The sequence below is a fragment of the Janthinobacterium agaricidamnosum genome (genome assembly GCF_003667705.1).
Classification (GTDB): Bacteria; Pseudomonadota; Gammaproteobacteria; order Burkholderiales; family Burkholderiaceae_D; genus Janthinobacterium.
Genome location: NZ_CP033019.1, coordinates 5,010,446 through 5,030,133, shown reverse-complemented (window position 1 = coordinate 5,030,133; position 19,688 = coordinate 5,010,446). Strand labels below are relative to the sequence as shown.

Annotated in this window: 16 protein-coding genes; 11 read left to right on the top strand and 5 right to left on the bottom strand. The window is 66.0% G+C overall.

Annotated elements, in window-relative coordinates; genetic code table 11:
- Nucleotides 1-5 precede the first annotated feature (5 nt).
- From D9M09_RS22730 to D9M09_RS22710, 5 genes are read left to right on the top strand one after another with little or no spacing between them, the layout of a single operon-like run.
- Complete coding sequence (locus D9M09_RS22730) at nt 6-428, top strand: response regulator (protein WP_099410777.1); 423 nt, start codon at nt 6-8, stop codon at nt 426-428.
- Nucleotides 429-464: 36 nt separating this feature from the next.
- Entirely contained in the window at nt 465-830 is a 366-nt protein-coding gene (locus tag D9M09_RS22725) for a response regulator transcription factor (protein ID WP_070222135.1), read from the top strand.
- 26 nt (nt 831-856) lie between these two features.
- Nucleotides 857-1,462 (top strand): chemotaxis protein CheW, encoded by a 606-nt coding sequence (locus tag D9M09_RS22720; RefSeq protein WP_346428562.1) that lies wholly within the window; start codon nt 857-859, stop codon nt 1,460-1,462.
- Entirely contained in the window at nt 1,462-3,699 is a 2,238-nt protein-coding gene (locus D9M09_RS22715; protein WP_121670444.1) for a methyl-accepting chemotaxis protein, read from the top strand. The genes D9M09_RS22720 and D9M09_RS22715 overlap by 1 nt, the downstream gene beginning before the upstream one ends.
- Before the next feature lie 41 nt (nt 3,700-3,740).
- A complete protein-coding gene (locus D9M09_RS22710; RefSeq protein WP_070310166.1) occupies nt 3,741-8,927 on the top strand; it encodes a hybrid sensor histidine kinase/response regulator in 5,187 nt (1,728 codons plus the stop codon).
- Between the two features lie 123 nt (nt 8,928-9,050).
- Here the strand turns inward: D9M09_RS22710 and D9M09_RS22705 are convergent, their stop codons facing one another.
- Nucleotides 9,051-10,514, bottom strand: a complete 1,464-nt coding sequence (locus D9M09_RS22705; protein ID WP_121670443.1) for a cryptochrome/photolyase family protein — start codon at nt 10,512-10,514, stop codon at nt 9,051-9,053.
- A gap of 386 nt (nt 10,515-10,900) precedes the next feature.
- Between D9M09_RS22705 and D9M09_RS22700 the strand changes: the two genes are divergently transcribed.
- The 6 genes from D9M09_RS22700 (at nt 10,901) to D9M09_RS22675 (ending at nt 15,794) form a co-directional block, all read left to right on the top strand.
- Nucleotides 10,901-11,503 (top strand): YqgE/AlgH family protein, encoded by a 603-nt coding sequence (locus tag D9M09_RS22700; protein WP_070222127.1) that lies wholly within the window; start codon nt 10,901-10,903, stop codon nt 11,501-11,503.
- 165 nt (nt 11,504-11,668) lie between these two features.
- Nucleotides 11,669-12,052, top strand: coding sequence for a Holliday junction resolvase RuvX (gene ruvX / locus D9M09_RS22695; protein ID WP_070222165.1), 384 nt, complete (start codon nt 11,669-11,671; stop codon nt 12,050-12,052).
- A gap of 39 nt (nt 12,053-12,091) precedes the next feature.
- Nucleotides 12,092-12,616 carry a bifunctional pyr operon transcriptional regulator/uracil phosphoribosyltransferase PyrR gene (pyrR, locus tag D9M09_RS22690; RefSeq protein ID WP_121670442.1) on the top strand — a complete coding sequence of 175 codons (525 nt, stop codon included), beginning with the start codon at nt 12,092-12,094 and terminating at the stop codon, nt 12,614-12,616.
- Nucleotides 12,609-13,574, top strand: coding sequence for an aspartate carbamoyltransferase catalytic subunit (locus tag D9M09_RS22685; protein WP_034746695.1), 966 nt, complete (start codon nt 12,609-12,611; stop codon nt 13,572-13,574). The genes pyrR and D9M09_RS22685 overlap by 8 nt, the downstream gene beginning before the upstream one ends.
- A gap of 24 nt (nt 13,575-13,598) precedes the next feature.
- Complete coding sequence (locus D9M09_RS22680) at nt 13,599-14,900, top strand: dihydroorotase (RefSeq protein ID WP_121670441.1); 1,302 nt, start codon at nt 13,599-13,601, stop codon at nt 14,898-14,900.
- Between the two features lie 147 nt (nt 14,901-15,047).
- Complete coding sequence (locus tag D9M09_RS22675; RefSeq protein ID WP_121670440.1) at nt 15,048-15,794, top strand: lysophospholipid acyltransferase family protein; 747 nt, start codon at nt 15,048-15,050, stop codon at nt 15,792-15,794.
- Here D9M09_RS22675 and D9M09_RS22670 read toward each other — a convergent pair.
- The 4 genes from D9M09_RS22670 to D9M09_RS22655 are packed head-to-tail and all read right to left on the bottom strand — an operon-like array spanning nt 15,791 to nt 19,687.
- Nucleotides 15,791-16,555: an ABC transporter permease gene (locus tag D9M09_RS22670; protein WP_070222119.1), complete on the bottom strand. Its 765-nt coding sequence runs from the start codon at nt 16,553-16,555 to the stop codon at nt 15,791-15,793. The genes D9M09_RS22675 and D9M09_RS22670 overlap by 4 nt on opposite strands.
- A gap of 2 nt (nt 16,556-16,557) precedes the next feature.
- Entirely contained in the window at nt 16,558-17,802 is a 1,245-nt protein-coding gene (locus D9M09_RS22665) for an ABC transporter substrate-binding protein (RefSeq protein WP_070222116.1), read from the bottom strand.
- A 20-nt stretch (nt 17,803-17,822) separates the two neighbouring features.
- Entirely contained in the window at nt 17,823-18,611 is a 789-nt protein-coding gene (locus tag D9M09_RS22660) for an ABC transporter ATP-binding protein (protein ID WP_070310174.1), read from the bottom strand.
- On the bottom strand, nt 18,608-19,687 hold the full coding sequence (locus D9M09_RS22655; protein WP_070290472.1) for an acyl-CoA dehydrogenase family protein: 1,080 nt from the start codon (nt 19,685-19,687) through the stop codon (nt 18,608-18,610). Before D9M09_RS22655 ends, D9M09_RS22660 begins: the two co-directional genes overlap by 4 nt.
- Between the last annotated feature and the right edge of the window lies 1 nt (nt 19,688).

The window sequence follows — 19,688 nt, the reverse complement described above, 5'->3', positions numbered from 1 at the left end:
ATCACATGACGCGATCTTCCTTGCCAGAGGCGCCGTCCGATGCCGTGTGTGCCGGCGTCACGGTACTCGTCATCGACGACAGCGCGACGATACGCAGCGCTGCCGCGAAGATACTGGGCGAGGCCGGTTACCGCGTGGTGGTGGCGGAAAACGGCTTTGCGGCCCTGGCCAAGATCGCCGACTGCCAGCCGGCGCTGATCGTGTGCGACATTGTGATGCCGCGCCTGGACGGCTACCGCACCTGTGCGCTGATCAAGGCCAGCGCGGCGTATCACGCCACGCCGGTGCTGATGCTGTCGTCGAAGGAAGGCTTGTTCGACCGCGCGCGCGGCGCCATGGCGGGCGCCAGCGCCTGCCTGGCCAAGCCGCTGGCGCGCGAGGCGCTGCTGGAGGCCGTGCGGCTGCACCTGGCCGGGCATTTTGAGTAAGTGTTTTTATTGATTGACAACGCAGCAAGGAAGCAGATGGCCATACACACAATTCTGATCGTCGATGACTCGCCGACAGAACGCTACTACCTGAGCGAGATGCTGGTGCGTGCCGGTTATGCCGTCCTCACGGCGCAGGACGGCGCCGACGCGCTGGCGCAACTCAAAGAGGCTAGGCCCGACCTGATCCTGATGGACGTGGTGATGCCCGGTGCGAATGGCTTTCAGATCACGCGCGCGATTGCGCGCGATCCCGAACTGCAGGACGTGCCGGTGATTATCTGTTCCAGCAAGAGCCAGGAAACGGACCGCATCTGGGGCTTGCGCCAGGGCGCGCGCGATTACCTGGTCAAGCCGGTGGTCGAAGCCGAGCTGCTGGCCAAGATCGCCGCGCTTTCCTGAGCATGCAAACGATGCCAGGTCTCGGCGTGTCCACAACGGCCTTTGCGCCTGCCGCTGCCGCCGTGCCATCCTTCGAGTCGGGCGCGCGGCAGGGGCGCTTGCGCCAGTATCAGCTGCAATTGATCGAGCGGATACAGGCTGCGCGCAGCGGCGCGCTGGCGGCGCGCAAGGAACTGGGCGTGATGCTCGGTGGCCGGCCCTGCCTGCTCGACCTGACGCAGCTTGGTGAAATCGTCATTGCCGCCGGCGTGCAGATCCAGGGCGTGCCGCTGGCGCAGGACTGGTACCTGGGCCTGGCGGCCATGCGCGGACGCCTGACGGGCGTCGTCGACCTGGCCCGCTACATGGGCGAACCGGCTTGCGCGCCCGGCATTCACTGCCGCATCATCACTTTTTCTCCGCGCCTGGGCCTCAATTGCGCACTGCTGGTCGAGCGCGTACTGGGCTTGCGCCAGCTGCGCACGATGCAGCCCGTCTCCTTGCCGCATGCACCGCCGTCGTGGGCGGCGCAGGCGCTGCGCGACAGCGAAGGGCAGCAGTGGCTGCGCCTGGACCTGGCGCAGCTGGCGCAAGCGGAACGCTTCCTCGATGCCGGCTTTGGCGGCCTCGCCGACTACAAGGATATTTGCTGATGGGCGCCCATTCCCCCATTCTGGCGGCCGCCATGCCCGAAGCGGAGCACGCGCCCGGCGAGCCGGGATCGGCGGCCGACCTGCCGCTGCGCCTGCGCGACGCGCTGGGACGGCGCAAGTCGCTGGCCAGCGCGCCGGTGCGCGACTTGAAGCTGCCGCTGATCGGCCATTTCCCGCTGCAAAAGCAGCTGAGCATCCTGTCGACGGTGATGGCCCTGAGCCTGGCCGCCAGCCTGCTGTTCGTGGGACTGAACACGCGCAGCGGCAATATCGCCTCGGCGCAGACGCAGCTGGCCAGCGATGCGCTGATGCATTCGCAGCGCATCGGCAAGGCCGCGCCGAACGCCGTGCAAGGCAATCCGGAAGCGTTCCGCCAGCTCGAGGAAAGCCGCAATGAACTGAACCAAGATTTCCGCCTGATGCTGCGCGGCGGGACGTATCACGGCCGCGATATCGGCGAGTCGCGTTCCGCCCTGCTGGCGGCCGTGGCCGACGCGCGCAAGAAGTGGGCCAGCAGCGACCGCGCGGCCAGCACCATCCTGCGCCTGAAACCTGAGCTGGGCGAATTCGACAAGACCTTGCAGCAATTGAACGCGCTGTCGCCGGCGTTGCTGGCGCAGACCGAGGAAGTCGCGGCCCTGAAGGTGCAGCGCGGCGGCAATGCGCGCGACCTGGCCGTCATCGGCCGCCTGATGATGCTGAGCCAGCGCATGAGCCGCAGCGCCAGCGAGTTCCTGTCGTCGGGCAGCATCAGCTCGGAAACGGCGTTTTCGCTGGGGCGCGACACGACGTATTTCCGCACCGCCGTCGAAGGGCTGTTGAATGGCAGCGTGCCGCTGCAACTGGCGCCCACGCGCGACGCCGAACTGCGCGACCGGCTGGTGGCGCTGAAAGCCAGTTTCGACACTTACCAGAAGCTGGTGTCGTCGATACTCGACCGGCTCGATAAATTCAGTTCGGCGAAAAGCGCCGAACAGCTGATCTTCAACGAGAACGAAGACCTGCGCCAGCGTTTGACCCTGCTGCAGCAGATGTACCACGTGAACCAGGAAACTCTGGGCATGGCCTTCTGGATGATGGTCGGCGGCGTGTTGCTGACCCTGATCGCGGCGGCCGGCATCGGCAGAGTGCTGCTGCAGGACTCCGTCAACCGCACGCGCGACGCCGAGCGGCGGCGCCAGGAGGCGGAAATCCTGCGCCTCCAGTCGCAGGGAAAAGAGGAAGCGGCGAAGGCCAGGAATGACCAGAACCAGGCGGCCATCCTGCGCCTGATGAACGAATTGCAGAAGGTCGCCGATGGTGATCTGACGGTGCAGGCCACCGTGTCGGAAGACATCACGGGCGCCATCGCCGATTCCGTCAACTACACGGTCGAGGAATTGCGCGGCCTGGTGGGACGGGTGACGGCGACGGCCGAACAGGTCAACCGCGCCTCGACGCAGGCGCAAAGCATCTCCAGCAAGCTGCTGATCGCGTCGCAGCAGCAGTCGCGCGAAATCCAGGGCGTCAGCGCCACCGTGGTCAAGATGGCCAATGCGATTACCGACGTGTCGAAGTCGGCCAGCGTCTCGGCCGACGTGGCGCGCCAGTCGGTGGCGGCGGCGCAGCAGGGTTCGACGGCGGTGGAAAACGCCATCAAGGGCATGCATGAAATCCGCGAGCAGATCCAGGATACGTCCAAGCGCATCAAGCGCCTGGGCGAATCGTCGCAGGAAATCGGCGAAATCACCGAGCTCATTTCCGACATCACCGAGCAGACCAATGTGCTGGCGCTGAACGCCGCCATCCAGGCCGCATCGGCTGGCGAGGCGGGGCGCGGCTTTTCCGTCGTCGCCGAGGAAGTGCAGCGCCTGGCCGAACGCTCGGCCGCGGCCGCCAAGCAGATCGGCGCGCTGGTGCGCACCATCCAGGCCGATACCCAGGATGCGACGCGGGCGATGGAAACGTCCACGCAGGGCGTGGTCGAGGGCGCGCGCCTGTCCGACGCGGCCGGCGCGGCCTTGAACGACATCAGCCAGGTGTCGAAACACCTGGCCGAACTGATACAGGGCATCTCGTTCGCCACCGGCACGCAGGCCGGTTCGGCCAGCGGCGTGGCCTTGAATATCCAGCATATCCTGAGCGTGACGGAGCAGACGCAGGACGGCACGCAGCAAACGGCGCAGTCGATCCATAAACTGTCGATGCTGGCGCAGGAACTGAAAAACTCGGTGTCGCGCTTCCGCGTCGCCGCCTGAACGTCGCGCCAAGCCAGGGCGATTTCTTTACCGAGGCATGCATGAGCACACCAGATAGTCCACAGCAGTCCAAGCCGTTCGACAGCGAACCTTTGTCCTGGGTGATGGTGGAAATCCGCGAAGCGCTGGGCCGCTCGAAAACGGCCCTGTTCGAAGCGGGCGGCCGCGAACGCGAGGAACGCGCCACGGCCCTGCAGCATGCGCGCTCGCACCTGCACCAGGCGCATGGCGCGCTGGTGATGGTGGACGTGGCCGGCGCCAGCCTGCTGACGGACGGCGCGGAACGGGCGCTGGCGCGCTTTCGCGACGGCAGCCTCGAATACACGCTGGACCATGCGCAGATCGTCGCCGCACTGTATCAGGCCCTGACCGAATACCTGGAAGACCTAGTGGCCGGCACGCCGCCGCAGCCGGCGCGTTTGTTCCCCTACTACCGAGACCTGCAAACCCTGCTGGGCACCGAGCGCATCCACCCGGCCGACCTGTTTTTTCCGCCGTCCGCCATGCTGGAAGGGCAGGCCATCGCGCTGGCCGACACGCCGCCCGTGGCGGACTATCCTGCCTGGCGCGGGCGCTTTGAAAAGTCCCTGCTGCCCTTCCTGAAGGCGCAGGATGATGGGGCGCGGCGCCAGCACGCGGGCGAGCTGCACGCCACCTTGACCCTGGTGGCCGACGCGCAGCAGGAAGCGCCGGCGCGCACCTTCTGGTTCGCCATGCAGGCGTTCGCGGGGCTGGCGGCCAGCGGCGAGGGCATGGGCACGCTCAACGTCAAGCAGCTGTTCGGCCTGATCAACCTGCAGTTGCGCCGTCTGGCGCAGGGCACGGCCAGCCTGCCCGAAGCGATGCTGCGCGACGCCCTGTTCTTCATCGCCGCGGCGCCCGAGCCGACGCCGGAGGCACGCCAGCTGCGCGCCGCTTTCGCCCTGGACGGCATGCTGCCCGCCGACGTGGAAACGCGGCGCTACGGCCAGGTCGACCAGGATGCCTTGCAAGGCGCGCGTACGTCACTGGCGCAGGCGCGCGCCAGCTGGAGCCGCCTGGCGCAAGCCGACCTCGATCCTGCCTTGGGCCCGGATTTTGAAGCGTCGCTGCAACAGGTGGCGGCACATGTGGAGACCTTGAAGCAGCCCGCCCTGGCCAGCCTGCTGCGCGAATGCGCGGCCGTGGCGCGGCAAGCCGTGGCCAGCGGGCGCAGCGCGGCCCTGGAGAATGAAATCGGCATGGCGCTGCTGTTTGCCGACACGGGACTGGAGCAGCTGCGCCGCCTGCCCGACGATTTCGCCGGCAATGCGGAAACCATCGCCGCGCGCCTGCAGGCGCTGCTGGCTGGCGAAGCGCCGCCGCCCGTCACGGCGGGCGAGCTGTCGCGCCAGATCGAACAGGGCCAGACGGTTGCCGCGCTGGCCGAGGACATGAAGACGGGCCTGCGCCAGGTGGAAAAGGTGCTCAACGCCTACTACGCGGATGCCGCGGGTGCGGGAACGGCGGGGGCGCTCGATGGCGTCGCGCCCGTGCTGGAGCAGTTGCAGCGGCAGCTGGCCGGGCTGGGACAGGAAGACGCGCGCGCCGCCGTGCTGCAGGTCGATGCGGCCGTGCGGCAGCTGGCCGGTGGCGACGCCAATGCGCACGCCGAAGCGCTCGACGAGATCGCGCAAAATGTCAGCGCGCTGGGCTTTTTTGTCGATATGCTGGGCCGCAACGCGCAGGCGGCCAGCGGGCGTTTCCATTTCGATGCGGCCGCCGGCACTTTCCGCGCGCTGCCATTTGAAAAAGTCGCCGCCGCCGGCGCTGTACCGGTACCTTTGCTCGACCAGGCCCTGGCGCCCGCAGCACCCGCCGGCATGGATGCCGCACCGGCCGTGACCGATGTCGACGCGGAGATGCTCGACATTTTCATCGCCGAAGCGCGCGAAGTGCTGGCCTTCATCGACACCACCCTGGCCTTGCCGCGCGAGCAGGCCGCCAGTGGCGACCACCTGGCCATGCTGCGCCGTTCGTTCCACACCCTGAAAGGCAGCAGCCGCATGATCGGCCTGGCGCAGTTTGCCGAAGCGGCCGGCGCCATCGAGCGCGTCATGAATACCTGGCTGGCCGAAGCGCGTCCCGCCAGCGACGACTTGTTTACCTTGCTCAATTACGGCTGGTACCAGCTCAGCGAATGGGTGGCCGAACTGGAAGGCGGCGCGGGGCGCGAGCGCGAGGCCGGCATGCTGCTGGCGGCGGCCGAGCGCGTGCGCGAAGGGGGACCGTTCGAACTGCGCAAGCCGCGCCCGGCCGCGCCGCTGGCCGGCAATGGCAATGTGATCGGACTTCCTTTGGCCACGGCGCCCGCGCTCCACGAAGCGCCGGACGATCACCTCAAGCACGTGGGCGAACTGCGCATCAGCCTGCCTTTGTACAACATCTACCTGGCCGAGACGGATGAATTGCTGCGCGTGCTCACGCGCGATTTCGGCGAGTGGCGCCATGAACCGCGCGCCGTCAGCGCCGAGGCGCTGCAAGCCGTGCATACGCTGGCCGGGACGTCCGGCACGGTGGGCTTCCAGTCCCTGCGCGACCTGGCGCACGCGCTGGAAACGGTGATTGAAACGGTGGTGCCGCCGCTGGCCGGCCTGCGCGCCGAACAGCACGACGTGCTGGAGCAGGCCACGCGGCGCATCGGACAAATGCTGCAGGCGTTCGCGCTGGGCGACCTGGCGCCAACGCAGCCGGACATGATCGAAGCGCTCAACACTCTGTGGCGCGCCTTGACGGCGCCGCCTGGCGAAAGCAAGGAAGACCGCCTCGACGCCCTGTTTGCGGAGGCTTACGCCAGCATCGTCGGTACGCCGGCGCAGCCTGCCGAGCCGCTGGCCGAAGTGCCGGCACCGGCGCCGGCGCAGGAGAGCGGCGCCAGCGACGACCTGTTCGATGCCGGTTTCGAACACGCACCGCCATTGGAGCATGCGGCGCCGGAAGCGCCGGCACCGGCCATCATGCCGGCCGATGCGGCCGCGCTGCTGGCGGCGAGCGCCGGCATCAGCGATGAACTCGACCTCGATTTATTGTCCGTCTTCCTGGAAGAGGGCGCCGACCTGCTGCCGCAGATCGGCGAGGCGCTGCGCAGCTGGCAGCAGCAGCCGCACGACAGCGGCCAGGCGCAGATGCTGCTGCGCACCCTGCACACGGTCAAGGGCAGCGCGCGCATGGCCGGCGCCATGCGCCTGGGCCAGCATGCGCATGAAATCGAGACGCATATCGAAAACATGCTGCACGCGGGCACCGCCACGCCGCAAGCTTTCGAGGAATTGCTGGCCCATTACGACCATGCGCTGCACCTGTTCGAGCAGCTGCAGCAACCGTTGCTGCCCTTGCCGGGTATGGAAGACAACCCGGTGGCCGAACCGAAGGCGGCGCTGGTGCGCGTGCGCGCCGATATCCTCGACCGCCTGGTGAACCAGGCCGGCGAAGTGTCGATCACGCGTTCTAAAATGGAAAATGAAGTGGGCGTGCTGGGCGCTTCGCTGTCCGAGTTTTCCGATAACCTGGCGCGCCTGCGGCGCCAGTTGCGCGAAGTGGAAATGCAGGCCGAATCGCAGATCGCTTCGCGCATGGCCGTCGGCAGCGAGCGCGAATTCGACCCGCTCGAATTCGACCGCTTTACGCGTCTGCAGGAACTCACGCGCATGATGGCCGAAAGCGTCAACGACGTGGCCTCGTTTCATGAAAACCTCAGCCACAGCGTCGATGCGGTGACGGACGACCTGGTGCTGCAGGCGCGGCTGACGCGCGAGCTGCAGCGCGACCTGATGCAGATCCGCATGGTGCCGTTTGCCAGCATCGCTGAACGCCTGTTCCGCGTGGCGCGGCAAAGCGCCAAGGAAGTCGACAAGCGCGTCAACCTCGACATCCGCGGCGGCGGCGTGGAAATCGACCGCAGCGTGCTCGAACGCATGGCCGCGCCCTTCGAACACCTGCTGCGCAACGCCATCGTGCACGGCGTCGAGCCGCGCGATGCGCGCCTGGCCGCCGGCAAGAGCGAGACGGGCGAGCTGCTGGTGCAGGTCAGCCAGCAGGGCAATGAAGTGGCGATCGCTTTTTCCGACGATGGCGCGGGGCTGGACCTGGAACGCATCCGCGCCAAGGCGCACGGCGCCGGCCTGGTGCCGACGGACGCGCCTTTGAGCGACGCGCAGGCGGCCGAGCTGATTTTCACGCCCGGATTTTCCACCGCCGACAGCCTGACGGAACTGGCAGGACGCGGTTTTGGCATGGACATCGTGCGCTCCGAAGCGCTGGCCCTGGGCGGGCGCGTGGAAACGCAGACGCAGGCGGGCCTGGGCATGCGCTTCACCATCCACCTGCCGCTGACCCTGGCCGTCACCCAGGTGGTGCTGCTGGCGGCGAACGGCAAGACGTATGCCTTGCCGTCGGTGCTGGTCGAGCAGGTGCTGCACCTGAAAGGCGAACAGCTGGAGCAGGTGCGGGCGGCCGGGCGCATCGAGTCGCACGGGCAGTCGCTGGCGCTGCATCACCTGTCGGCCATGCTGGGTGAGACGCCGGCGGAGCAGGCCACGCAGCGCCATGCGCCGGTGCTGTTGCTCCGGAATGGCAATGACAGGCTGGCCTTGCAGGTCGATGACGTGGTGGGCAACCGCGAGGTCGTGGTCAAGCACGTGGGGCCGCAACTGGCGCGCATGCCGGGCATCGCCGGCGCCACGGTGCTGGGCACGGGCGACATCGTGCTGATCCTCAACCCGGTGGCGCTGGCGCAGCACCTCGAGCACCATCCGGAACTGCTGTCGCAATATGCGCTGGCCAGCCGCGAGCAGCACGCCGCTTCCAGCGTGCTGGCCGTGCCAGCCGTGCGCGTGATGGTGGTCGACGATTCACTGACGGTGCGCCGCGTGATGCAGCGCCTGTTCGAGCGCGAAGGCTACCAGGTGCTGCTGGCCAAGGATGGCCTCGATGCGCTGGAGCAGCTGCATGCGCTGGAACCGGCCGCCATGCCGGCGCTGCTGCTGGTCGACGTGGAAATGCCGCGCATGGACGGTTTTGATTTGACGCGCAATGTGCGCAGCGACGACAAGACGCGCGCCATCCCCGTCATCATGATCACCTCGCGCAGCGCCGACAAGCACCGCGCGCATGCATTTGAACTGGGCGTGAATGCGTATTTCGGCAAGCCGTTCCAGGAAGATGAATTGCTGGCCGAGGTGGGACGCTTGCTGGCCGACGGCGTGGTGTAACACGACGCCGTCACAAGCGCCAACGATATTGTCGGATTACGCGGGGCCTTGCCCCGCTAATCCGACCTACGCTCTTTACGACAGCGTAACCCGACATCACCGCAATGCCAATCAATTACCTGCTTACCCCACCACCTTCACCACGGCATAGCGCTCCAGGGTCTCCTTGCGCGCCTCGTCGTGCTGCACGATGGGTTCCGGATAGTCGCGTCCCAGCACGATGTTTTTTTGCTCGAGCAGCATGCGCGGCACCAGCCAGGGCGCGTGGATTTCCTTGTCGCCCAGCGCCTTCAGCTGCGGCAGGTAGCGGCGGATGAAGCGTCCGCCGGCGTCGAATTTTTCCGACTGCGTGATGGGATTGAAGATGCGGAAGTAAGGCTGCGCATCGCAGCCGGACGACGATGCCCATTGCCAGCCGCCGTTGTTCGAGGCCAGGTCGAAGTCGTTCAGATGCAGCGCGAAATACGCTTCGCCGCGGCGCCAGTCGATGCCCAGATCCTTGATCAGAAAGCAGGCCGTGACCATGCGCAGGCGGTTGTGCATATAGCCCGTCTGGTTCAGCTGCGCCATGGCCGCGTCGACCAGCGGATAGCCGGTGCGCCCCTCGCACCAGGCGGCAAAGGCGGCATCGGCCTCGGCTCCCGTTTCCCAGGCGATGGTGTCGTAGGCCGGTTTGAAGGCGCCGCCTTCCACGTGCGGGTTCTGGTACAAAATCATGGCGTAGAAATCACGCCAGATCAGTTCGGCCAGCCACACGGGCGCCCCATCGCCGCCGCCGCCCCGGTCCATCAGATCGACCACGGTGCGCACCAGATAGCGCAGCGACACGGTGCCGAAACGCAAATGCATGGACAGGTAGGACGGTCCCTTCAGGGCGGGAAAATCGCGCGCCACGTCATAGCGGGCCACGCGCGGCAAAAAATCCTCGAACAGCGCGCTGGCGCCCGACATGCCGGTGGGGATGGCCAGTTCGGCCAGGTTGCTGGCCTCGAACCCCAGTTCGCCCAAGCTGGGCAGGGGCGACGGCGTGCCGGCGCGGGGCGGCGCCAGGCTGGCCGCATGCGGCTCGATAGCGAATGGCGCCAGGCAGGCGGGTTCGGCGCGCATTTTCTTCAGCCAGGCATTTTTATACGGCGTATAGACGGTGTAGGGTTTGGCCGAGAGCGTCAGCACCTCGTCCTTTTCAAAGATGACCTGGTCCTTGAAGCTGAACCACAGGCGCGCGTCGTGCGTGAGCGCGGCGGCCACCGTGGCGTCGCGGGCGATCGCCTGCGGTTCGTAGTCGTGGTTGGCAAAGACGGCGTCGGCGTTCAATTCGGCGGCCAGGCGCGGAATCGCCTCGGCCGCGTCCGCGTGCAGCACGATCAGGTCGCCGCCCAGCTGGCGCAGCTCGGCGGCCAGCTCGGCCACGCTGGCATGGATGAAGTCGACCCGCCGGTCGCGGCGCGGCAGCGCTGCCAGGATGGCGGTGTCGTATACGAAGACGCAATGCACGGCCTGGCTTTGACGCAGGGCGTGATGCAGTGCAGCATGGTCAAACGCGCGCAGATCGCGGCGGAACCACACCAGGGAAGTCTTAATTGTCATTATTTCGCGTGTTCAAGGTCAAAGATAGGCGATTTTTTGCCGTCAACAGGGCTTTATGGCCGCTCGCGTCGCGCCTTTGGCGTCGCTGCGGCGGCAATTCAGTGTAAACTAGCGGGTATGTTCGCGGTACTTTATGTGCGACAGCGATTTTGCAATCAATTTTACAATTGGCATTGAAATGCGCCTGCAGGCATAGCGAATTGATCATTAATTTATAACATAACAAGAATAACGCCTGGCACCACGGTGCGCGCCGCCCAAGATATGCGGCCGCTTGCGCCGGGCGTACGATAGCGGGGTAAGCGAGACTTGCCAGCAAGCCCACAGAGAGAGCATCGCGTATGAAAAAGAGTAAAATCGACCAGACTCTACCAGGACATCGTCTGATGCAGGGTGTGGGAGAGCCGGCCGCGACCGGTTCCTCCACCCTGAATCTGGCGAACCATTTCCTGATTGCGATGCCGGCCATGCAAGATCCGATCTTCGGCGGCACGGTCGTGTACGTGTGTGAACACAATGAAAACGGCGTGCTGGGCGTCGTCATCAACAAACCCACCGACATGACCATGGAAGTGCTGTTCGACCGCATCGACCTGAAACTCGAGGCTGGCAGCGACACGCCCATCATCAACGAGCCGATCATGTTCGGCGGCCCCGTGCAGGATGACCGCGGCTTCGTGCTGCACACGCCGGGCGCGCGCTATTCCTCGTCGCTGACGGTGACCGATGAAGTGGCGTTTACCACCTCGATCGACGTGCTCGAAGCCGTCGCCAAGGGCGATGGTCCCGAGCGCATGCTCGTCTCGATCGGCTACTCGGGCTGGAGCCCGGGCCAGCTGGAAGACGAGATCGGCCGCAACGGCTGGCTGACGGTAGGCGCCTCGGCCGATATCCTGTTCGATTTCCCCATCGAACAGCGCTACGTGGCGGCCATCAAGTTGCTCGGTATCGATCCCCTCATGCTGGCATCCGAAGCCGGACACGCATGAGGTGGATGCCATAAACCTACTGCGCAGCCCACTTTCGGGCATCCGTTGCTCGCTGTACCTTCGTACAGCTCCGCTACTCAACCCGACATTGAGCTTGCTCGCTACGGTTTCTGACACCACCTATGTTGATCTTTATTATGGAAAAATGCTGTGACGAGTAACGCCATCGACACCATCCTTGCCTTCGATTTCGGCTTGAAACGCATCGGCGTGGCCATCGGCAATACCATGATTTGCCAGGCCAAGCCGCTCAGCGTGATCACGGCCACGGCGAACGAGCCGAAGTTTGCCGCCATCGATAACCTGATCAAGGAGTGGGGCGCCAGCCGCATCGTGGTGGGCTTGCCCAGCCACCCCGATGGCACGGAACACGAGATGAGCGCGCGCTGCCGCCGTTTCGCCAACCAGGTGCATGGCCGCTTCAACCTGCCCGTGGAACTGGTCGACGAGCGCTATTCCTCGGCCGTGATCGCCGCCAAGCGCGGCGAAGTGATCGATGACCGCGCCGCCGCCATCATCCTGCAACAGTATTTCGACGCGAATTATTAATCTGACCCTAGACTCCCTCCCTGAATGATTAAGAACTCTATGCCGCATCCTGCGAATCCTTCCCAACTCGACGCCGAGGCCCTGTATGCAGATTTGCTGCAGCAGGTGCGCAGCGGCCTGACGGGCATCCCCAACGTGGCCATCGTCGGCATCCATTCGGGCGGCGCCTGGCTGGCTGAACGCCTGGCGCGCGATCTGAATCTGCTCGACCGTCTGGGCGTGCTCGACGTGTCCTTCTACCGCGACGACTTTGCCCAGAAGGGCTTGCATGCGGACGTCAAGCCGACGCAAATCAGCTTCGACGTGGCCGGCGCCACCATCCTGCTGGTCGACGACGTGCTGTACACGGGCCGCACCACGCGCGCGGCCATCAACGAATTGTTCGACTATGGCCGCCCGGCCAAGATCATGCTGGCGGCCCTGGTCGACCGCGGCGAACGCCAGCTGCCGGTGGCCGCCGATTTCGTGGCCGCCTTCACTGCCGTGCCGCCGGGCCAGGCCCTGGTCCTGAAGCAAGCCGACGATGGAAAATTCACGCTCACCATAGATAACAACCATGCTTAATCCGCAACTGAATAAACACGGCGAACTGCAACATCTGCTGACGATCGAAGGCTTGCCGAAGTCTATCGTCAACCATATCCTCGACACGGCCTCCTCGTTCGTCGGCATTTCCGACCGCGACGTGAAAAAGGTGCCGCTGATGCGTGGCAAGAGCGTTTTCAACCTGTTCTTTGAAAACTCCACGCGCACCCGCACCACCTTTGAAATCGCCTCGAAGCGCCTGTCGGCCGACGTCATCAACCTGAACATCCAGGCCTCGTCGGCCAGCAAGGGCGAATCGCTGCTCGACACCATCGACAACCTGTCGGCCATGCATGCCGACATGTTCGTCGTGCGCCACGCGCAGTCGGGCGCGCCCTACCTGATCGCCAAGCACCTGATCGACACCAAGCAGCCGCACGTCCACGTGGTCAACGCGGGCGACGGACGCCACGCGCACCCGACCCAGGGCTTGCTCGATATGTACACGATCCGCCACTACAAGAAGGATTTCACGAACCTGACGGTGGCCATCGTGGGCGACATTTTGCACAGCCGCGTGGCCCGTTCCGACATCCACGCGCTGACCACCCTGGGCGTGCCGGAAGTGCGCGCCATCGGCCCGCACACCCTGCTGCCGGGCGGCCTGGAACAGATGGGCGTGCGCACCTTCACCAACATGGATGAAGGCCTCAAGGGCGTGGACGTGATCATCATGCTGCGCCTGCAGAATGAACGCATGAGCGGCGCGCTGCTGCCGTCGGCGCAGGAATATTTCAAGAGCTATGGCTTGACGCCCGAGCGTCTGGCGCTGGCGAAACCGGATGCCATCGTCATGCATCCGGGCCCGATGAACCGCGGCGTGGAAATCGATTCGGCCGTGGCCGACGGTCCGCAGGCGGTGATCCTGCCGCAGGTGACCTTCGGTATCGCCGTGCGCATGGCGGTGATGAGTATTTTGGCTGGTAATCAGGGCTGATAGCCCAAGGACGAGTAAGCGAGCATGACGACACTACATATCAAGAACGGCCACCTGATCGACCCTGCCAACGGCATCGATGGCTTGCAAGACCTGTTTATCGCCGACGGCAAAGTGCTGGCCGTGGGCAGCGCCCCTGCCGGCTTCACCGCCGACACCACGTTTGACGCGGCCGGCCTGGTGGTTTCCCCCGGCCTGGTCGACCTGTCCGCGCGCCTGCGCGAGCCGGGCTACGAATACAAGGCGACCCTGGAATCGGAACTGCAGGCGGCCCTGCAAGGCGGCGTCACGAGCCTGGTCTGCCCGCCCGACACCGACCCCGTGCTCGATGAGCCGGGCCTGGTGGAAATGCTGAAATACCGCGCCAAGACGCAGAACAAGGCCCACGTGCACCCGCTGGGCGCGCTGACCATGGGCTTGAAGGGCAAGTCGCTGACGGAAATGGCGGAACTGACGGAAGCGGGCTGCATCGGCTTCGCGCAGGCGGAAGAGCCGATCGAGGACACCACCGTGTTGCTGCGCGCCATGCAATACGCGAACACCTTCGGCTACACGGTCTGGTTGCGTCCGCAAGACCCGCACATCGGCCGTGGCGGCATCGCCCACAGCGGCCCGCTGGCGTCGCGCCTGGGCTTGTCCGGCGTGCCCGTGATGTCCGAAACCATCGCCCTGCACACGATTTTCGAATTGATGCGCGCCAGCCGCGCGCGCGTGCACCTGTGCCGCATCTCGTCGGCGGCGGGCCTGGAACTGATCCGCGCCGCCAAGGCCGAAGGCTTGCCCGTCACCTGCGACGTCGGCGTGCACCATGTGCACCTGACGGACGCCGACATCGGCTTCTTCGACCCGAACGCGCGCGTCACGCCGCCGTTCCGCAGCCAGCGCGACCGCGATGCGATCCGCGCCGGCCTGCTTGACGGCACGGTCGACGCCATGTGCTCGGACCACACGCCCGTCGATGACGATGAAAAACTGCTGCCGTTCGGCGAAGCGTCGCCCGGCGCCACGGGCCTGGAACTGCTGCTGTCGCTGGCCCTGAAATGGGCCGACGACTACGCCTTGAACCAGCCGCAAACGGGCGCGCGTCCGCTGGCGCGCGCCGTGGCCAAGGTCACGTCCGATGCGGCGCGTGTCGCCGGCATCCCGGCCGGCAGCCTGGCCGTGGGCGAAGCGGCCGACATCTGCGTCTTCGATCCCGCCGCGCGCTGGACCGTGTCGTCGGCGTCGCTGGCCAGCCAGGGCAAGCACACGCCTTTCCTCGGCTATGAGCTGAGCGGCATCGTCAAGGCGACCATCGTTGCCGGACAGGTGGCGTTTCAGCGCTAATTTTTTGTATCGGAGCCGTAGGTCGGATTAGCGGTACGCGTAATCCGACAAGTCCATGGCGGCTCCTGTCGGCTTACGCAGCGCCTCGCGGGCGCTGCCAAGTCGACCTACGCAGCTGCATGGCTTTGCTTCCAACCTTGGTGTCATTTGAAACTTCTGCTTACCTACCGCCTCGCGCGCATCGCCATTCACCTGAGCTGCGGCATGGCCAAGAGCGCCGTGCTCTTTCCCTGGCTGGACCTGGAAGGGCGCAACCGGCGCATCCGCCGCTGGTCGACGCAGCTGCTCGACATCTGCGGCGTGCACGTGGCGCAGCCGGCAGACAGCGTGCCGGCACTCGACCATGCGATGATGGTGGCGAACCACGTCTCGTGGCTCGACATCTTCGTCATCAATGCCGTCCACCCTTGCCGTTTCGTCGCCAAGGCGGAAATCCGCGCCTGGCCTATCCTCGGCTGGCTGGCGGGGCGCGCCGGCACCATCTTCATTTCGCGCGGCAGCAAGCGCGACCTGCGCCTGATCTTCCAGGGCCTGGTGGACAAATTGACGGCGGGCGAACGCATTGCGTTTTTCCCCGAAGGCACGACCGCCGCGCAAGGGCAGATCTTGCCGTTTCACGCCAACCTGTTCGAGGCGGCCATCGACGCGCAAGTGCCGGTGCAGCCGTTCGCGCTCGTGTATGTGGATGACAAGGGGGCGCTGCACCACGCCGTCGACTTCATCGGCGACATGAGCTTTGCGCAAAGCATGGTGGCGATCCTGAGCGGCCCGCCGATCACAGCGCGCCTGACCTGTCTGGCGCCAGTGGCGACGGCCGACGCGCACCGGCGCGAACTGGCGGCGGCAACGCAGGCGGCGGTGGCCGCTGTGCTGCCGCTGGAGAAGGCGGCCTAGTTTTTTACGTGCAGCCAGCGCGCATGCGCGGCGCGGGCCAGGTAGTCGAGGATGAAGCCTAACATCCCGATCAGCACGATGGCGGCCATCAGCTCCGAATACGCGAGGCGGTCGCGCGTGTCGAGGATGAAGTAGCCGAGGCCGGCCGATACGCCCAGCATTTCCGCCGGCACCAGCACGATCCAGATGATGCCGATGGCCAGCCGCACGCCCGTCAGGATATCGGCCGTGATGCCCGGCAAAATCACCTTGAAGACGATCTCGCTGCGCGTGGCCGACAGGCTGCGCGCCAGCAGCAGCCAGTTCGGGTCGAGCCGCGCCACGCCGGCCGCCGTATTGAGCAAAATCGGCCAGACGGCCGCGAACGCCAGCAGGAAGTATACGGGCGCGTCGCCGACGCCGAGCACCATCACGGCGATCGGCATCCACGACAGCGGCGAAATCATGCGCAGCAGCTGGAACAGCGGCATGGCCGCGCCGGAAAAGCTCTTCGACATGGCCACCAGCACGCCCAGAGGCACGCCGATGACGATGGCCAGCCCCAGGCCCACGGCCACCCTTTGCAGACTCAAGACCACGTGCAGCCAGATATCGGAACCACCGAGCATCTCCCTGAACGCCAGCGCCGTGGGCAAGGGCGCGAAGGCGGTGGCGATCGGCGTGGATTTCTCCAGTGCCGTCACACCCATGGACCACAGCAGCAAGGCACAGGCCAGCCCCACCAGGGGCAGGCCGAACTTCGTGAACAACTTGCTTGCCATCGTCAGACCGCCACGGTTTCGCTGCGCAGCAGGTTGGCCGGCAAGCCGAAGGCGGCCGGGCCGCCGACTGCCGTGATGGCCTTGCGCACAAAACGGTCATCGACCAGGTCGCGCGCGGCGAATTTCGGATCGAGATTCGCCAGGAAGCGCGTATCGCCCTCCACCTTGGTGCGGCCGATGGCGCGCACCAGTTCTTCCGTGTACGAGGCGAATGGATAGGGCTGGAAGTCGATGCGGCGCTGCTGCCAGTTCTTGTGCACGATCAGGCCCTGCTTTTCATAGCCGGCGTAATCGGTGGTGGCCAGCACCTTCGTCAGCACCTGCAGCGGATGGGGCGTGTAGCGGTGCTCGCCCACGTTCGACAGCAGCTTGGCCGTATCGACCTGGTTCGAACGCGTCCACAACTGCGCCTTGACGATGGCGTTGGTGACCTTTTGCGCCCATTCCGGGCGCGTGTTGATGTCGCGCTCGGACAGGAAGGTGACGCAGCACGCATGGTTTTTCCACACGTCGCCCGAGAAGCGAAGGATCTTGCCGATGCCGGCGTTTTCCGCCGCCGCATTGAAAGGCTCGGCCACGATGTAGCCGGCAATCGACTTGCTGGCCAGGGCCGAGACCATTTCGGCCGGCGCCAGCACGATCAGGTTGACTTCATTCGGCTTGATGGCCGCGTTGCGCGCGCGCGTGACCGGCGTCAGGCCATTCGAGGACAGGATCTGCTGCAGCAGGATGTTGTGGATCGAGTACCAGAATGGAATCGCGACCGTGCGTCCACCCAGGTCGGAGACCTTGTTGATCTCGTTGGCCACGGTCAGCGCGGAGCCGTTGACGTGGTTCCAGGCGACGACTTTCGCGGGGAACTTGGCGCCGTAGCGCACCCACAGGGTGGCCGGCGACAGCAGGTGGATGACGTTGACCTGGCCGGCGACGAACGCTTCGATGATCTGCGCCCAGCTGCGGAACAGGCGCGGCGTTTCCGCCTGCAAGCCTTCCGCCTCGAATAGCTTGCGCGCGTGGGCGACGAGCAGCGGGGTGGCGTCGGTGATCGGCAGGTAGCCGATTTTTACGGGCTGGTCATCGCCTTTCGGGCCTTGCTGGGCCATGGCGTCGCCGGCGAACAGCAGCGGCGAGGCGACGCTGGCCGTGGCCAGGGCCGACATGCGCAGGAAGTCGCGCCGCGTCAGGCCGCAGTCGCAATCGGAGGAGGCGCAGATATGCAGGGGTTTGTTATCGTGTGGGAGGGACATGAAGGTTCCAGTAAAGTGCATTAGTGGGCGGCGTGGGCCTGATCTTGCTGTTGCAGCGCTTGCAGGGCGTCGAGGATGTCCATCTTGAGGGCGATCACGTCGGCGCTGTGGCCGATGCGCGGCTGGTCGATGGCGACGGGCCATTCGCGCACGATGTTGCCCGGCTTGCCGCCCATGAGCAGGATGCGGTCGGCGACGAGGATGGCTTCGTCGATGTCGTGCGTGACCAGCAGCACGGCCGTGTGCCAGCGGTGCACCACGTCGACCAGCAGCGACTGCATCTCGGCGCGGGTAATGGCGTCGAGCGCGGAAAACGGTTCGTCGGCGAACAGCAGTTCCGGTTCGCGCGCCAGCGCGCGGGCCAGCGCCACGCGCTGCGCCATGCCGCCCGACAGCGCGGACGGATACAGTTTTTCGCGGCCCTTCAGGCCCACCGCTTCGATGGCTTGCGCCACGCGCGCCTCGTGCGCTGCGCGCGTGAGCTGCGGCTGGTGCTTGAAATCCAGGCCGAAACCCGCGTTGCCCGTGACGTTCAGCCAGGGCAAAAGGCTCGCCTGCTGAAACACGAGGGCGCTGCGCGGGTCCGGTTCGCGCATGGGCGCGTCCAGGAATTGAATGGCGCCCGTCGATGGCGGCTGCAGGCCGGCCAGCACGCGCAGCAGGCTCGATTTGCCGCAGCCGCTGCCGCCCAGCAGGCAGACGATCTCGCGCTTGCGCACACCCAGCGAGACGTGCTGGAACACGGGCGTGCTGCCCGCATAGGAAAAGCTCAGGTCCTGCGCCTGCAAGGCCCAATCAGCAACGCTCATGCCGGGGCTCCCGCTGCCGCCTGCTGGCTGTCGAACAGCTGCAAGGCCGATTGCAACTGCGTCAGGCTGGGGGTGACGATGGGGATGAACGACGATTCGCGCCAGCGGCGGGCAAAGCCCTGCTGTTCGGCGTTCAGGTAGGCGCGCCCGCCCATGGCTTGCAGTTCCAGCATCAGCGCCTGCTGCAGCACGTCGGCCAGCTGTATGCGCAGGCGGAACATGGCCGGCGCCTGCGTCTTGAAGCGGCCGTCGTGCACGCCGGCCAGCAAGGTGGCGACGGCGCTTTCCAGTGTCGCTTGCAGCGCTTCGATGCGTGGCGTGAGCTGGTTGCGCGAGCCGGCCGAGATTTGCGCCGCCTTTGCCAGGCTGGCGCGCGCCAGGCCGATCGACAGGCCGCACTGCATGCCGAGGAACGATGGGCGCACCTGCGGCAGCCAGGCCGGCGCGTTGTCGCTGATGATGTCCGCGGCGGGGATGTGCACCTGCGCCAGCTTGACGGAAGCCGTATTGCTGCCGCGCAGGGCAATCAGGTCCAGGTCATCGCTGCGCTTGACGCCCGCCGTGCCGCTGTCGAAGGCGACGATGACGGGCGGCGCGCCGTCGTCGGGCGCCACGGCGGCTGCCGCGACAAAGCCGGCCTTGCGCAAGTTGGTCACCCAGGCCAGGCCGCCGTTGACGAGCAAGCCGTCATCGTGGCGCGCGCCCGTGATTTGCAGCTGCTCGATGCCGGACAAGAATTTCATCGCGTTCGACAAACCGCTGGCGCCTGCCTGCGTGCCGGCCAGCAGGCCGGGCAAACGGCGCTCGGCCAGTGCGCGGTTCTCGCTTTGCAGCAGGAATTCGATAAAGCAGCGCTGGCCCCAGAAGACAAAGGCTGCCGTCACCGATTGCCCGGCCACCTTGGCGATGGCGTCGATGGCGTCGCGCACGTCGCCGCCCGCGCCGCCGTGTTCCTGCGGCACGCCGATGGCCAGCAGCTTGTCGCCGGCCAATGCCGGCAATACGGTTTCAGCCAGCTCCGGCGATTGGTCGAGCTGGTCGGCATGCATGTGCAGCCAGTGAGTGAGGTTCGCCATG

Excerpts from the sequence above, each read along its gene's own strand:
- D9M09_RS22730 (WP_099410777.1), top strand. The coding sequence starts at position 6 with ATGACGCGATCTTCCTTGCCAGAGGCGCCGTCCGATGCCGTGTGTGCC.
- D9M09_RS22725 (WP_070222135.1), top strand. The coding sequence starts at position 465 with ATGGCCATACACACAATTCTGATCGTCGATGACTCGCCGACAGAACGC.
- D9M09_RS22715 (WP_121670444.1), top strand. The coding sequence starts at position 1,462 with ATGGGCGCCCATTCCCCCATTCTGGCGGCCGCCATGCCCGAAGCGGAG.
- D9M09_RS22710 (WP_070310166.1), top strand. The coding sequence starts at position 3,741 with ATGAGCACACCAGATAGTCCACAGCAGTCCAAGCCGTTCGACAGCGAA.
- D9M09_RS22705 (WP_121670443.1), bottom strand. The coding sequence starts at position 10,514 with ATGACAATTAAGACTTCCCTGGTGTGGTTCCGCCGCGATCTGCGCGCG.
- D9M09_RS22700 (WP_070222127.1), top strand. The coding sequence starts at position 10,901 with ATGCAGGGTGTGGGAGAGCCGGCCGCGACCGGTTCCTCCACCCTGAAT.
- pyrR (WP_121670442.1), top strand. The coding sequence starts at position 12,092 with ATGCCGCATCCTGCGAATCCTTCCCAACTCGACGCCGAGGCCCTGTAT.
- D9M09_RS22685 (WP_034746695.1), top strand. The coding sequence starts at position 12,609 with ATGCTTAATCCGCAACTGAATAAACACGGCGAACTGCAACATCTGCTG.
- D9M09_RS22680 (WP_121670441.1), top strand. The coding sequence starts at position 13,599 with ATGACGACACTACATATCAAGAACGGCCACCTGATCGACCCTGCCAAC.
- D9M09_RS22670 (WP_070222119.1), bottom strand. The coding sequence starts at position 16,555 with ATGGCAAGCAAGTTGTTCACGAAGTTCGGCCTGCCCCTGGTGGGGCTG.
- D9M09_RS22665 (WP_070222116.1), bottom strand. The coding sequence starts at position 17,802 with ATGTCCCTCCCACACGATAACAAACCCCTGCATATCTGCGCCTCCTCC.
- D9M09_RS22660 (WP_070310174.1), bottom strand. The coding sequence starts at position 18,611 with ATGAGCGTTGCTGATTGGGCCTTGCAGGCGCAGGACCTGAGCTTTTCC.
- D9M09_RS22655 (WP_070290472.1), bottom strand. The coding sequence starts at position 19,687 with ATGGCGAACCTCACTCACTGGCTGCACATGCATGCCGACCAGCTCGAC.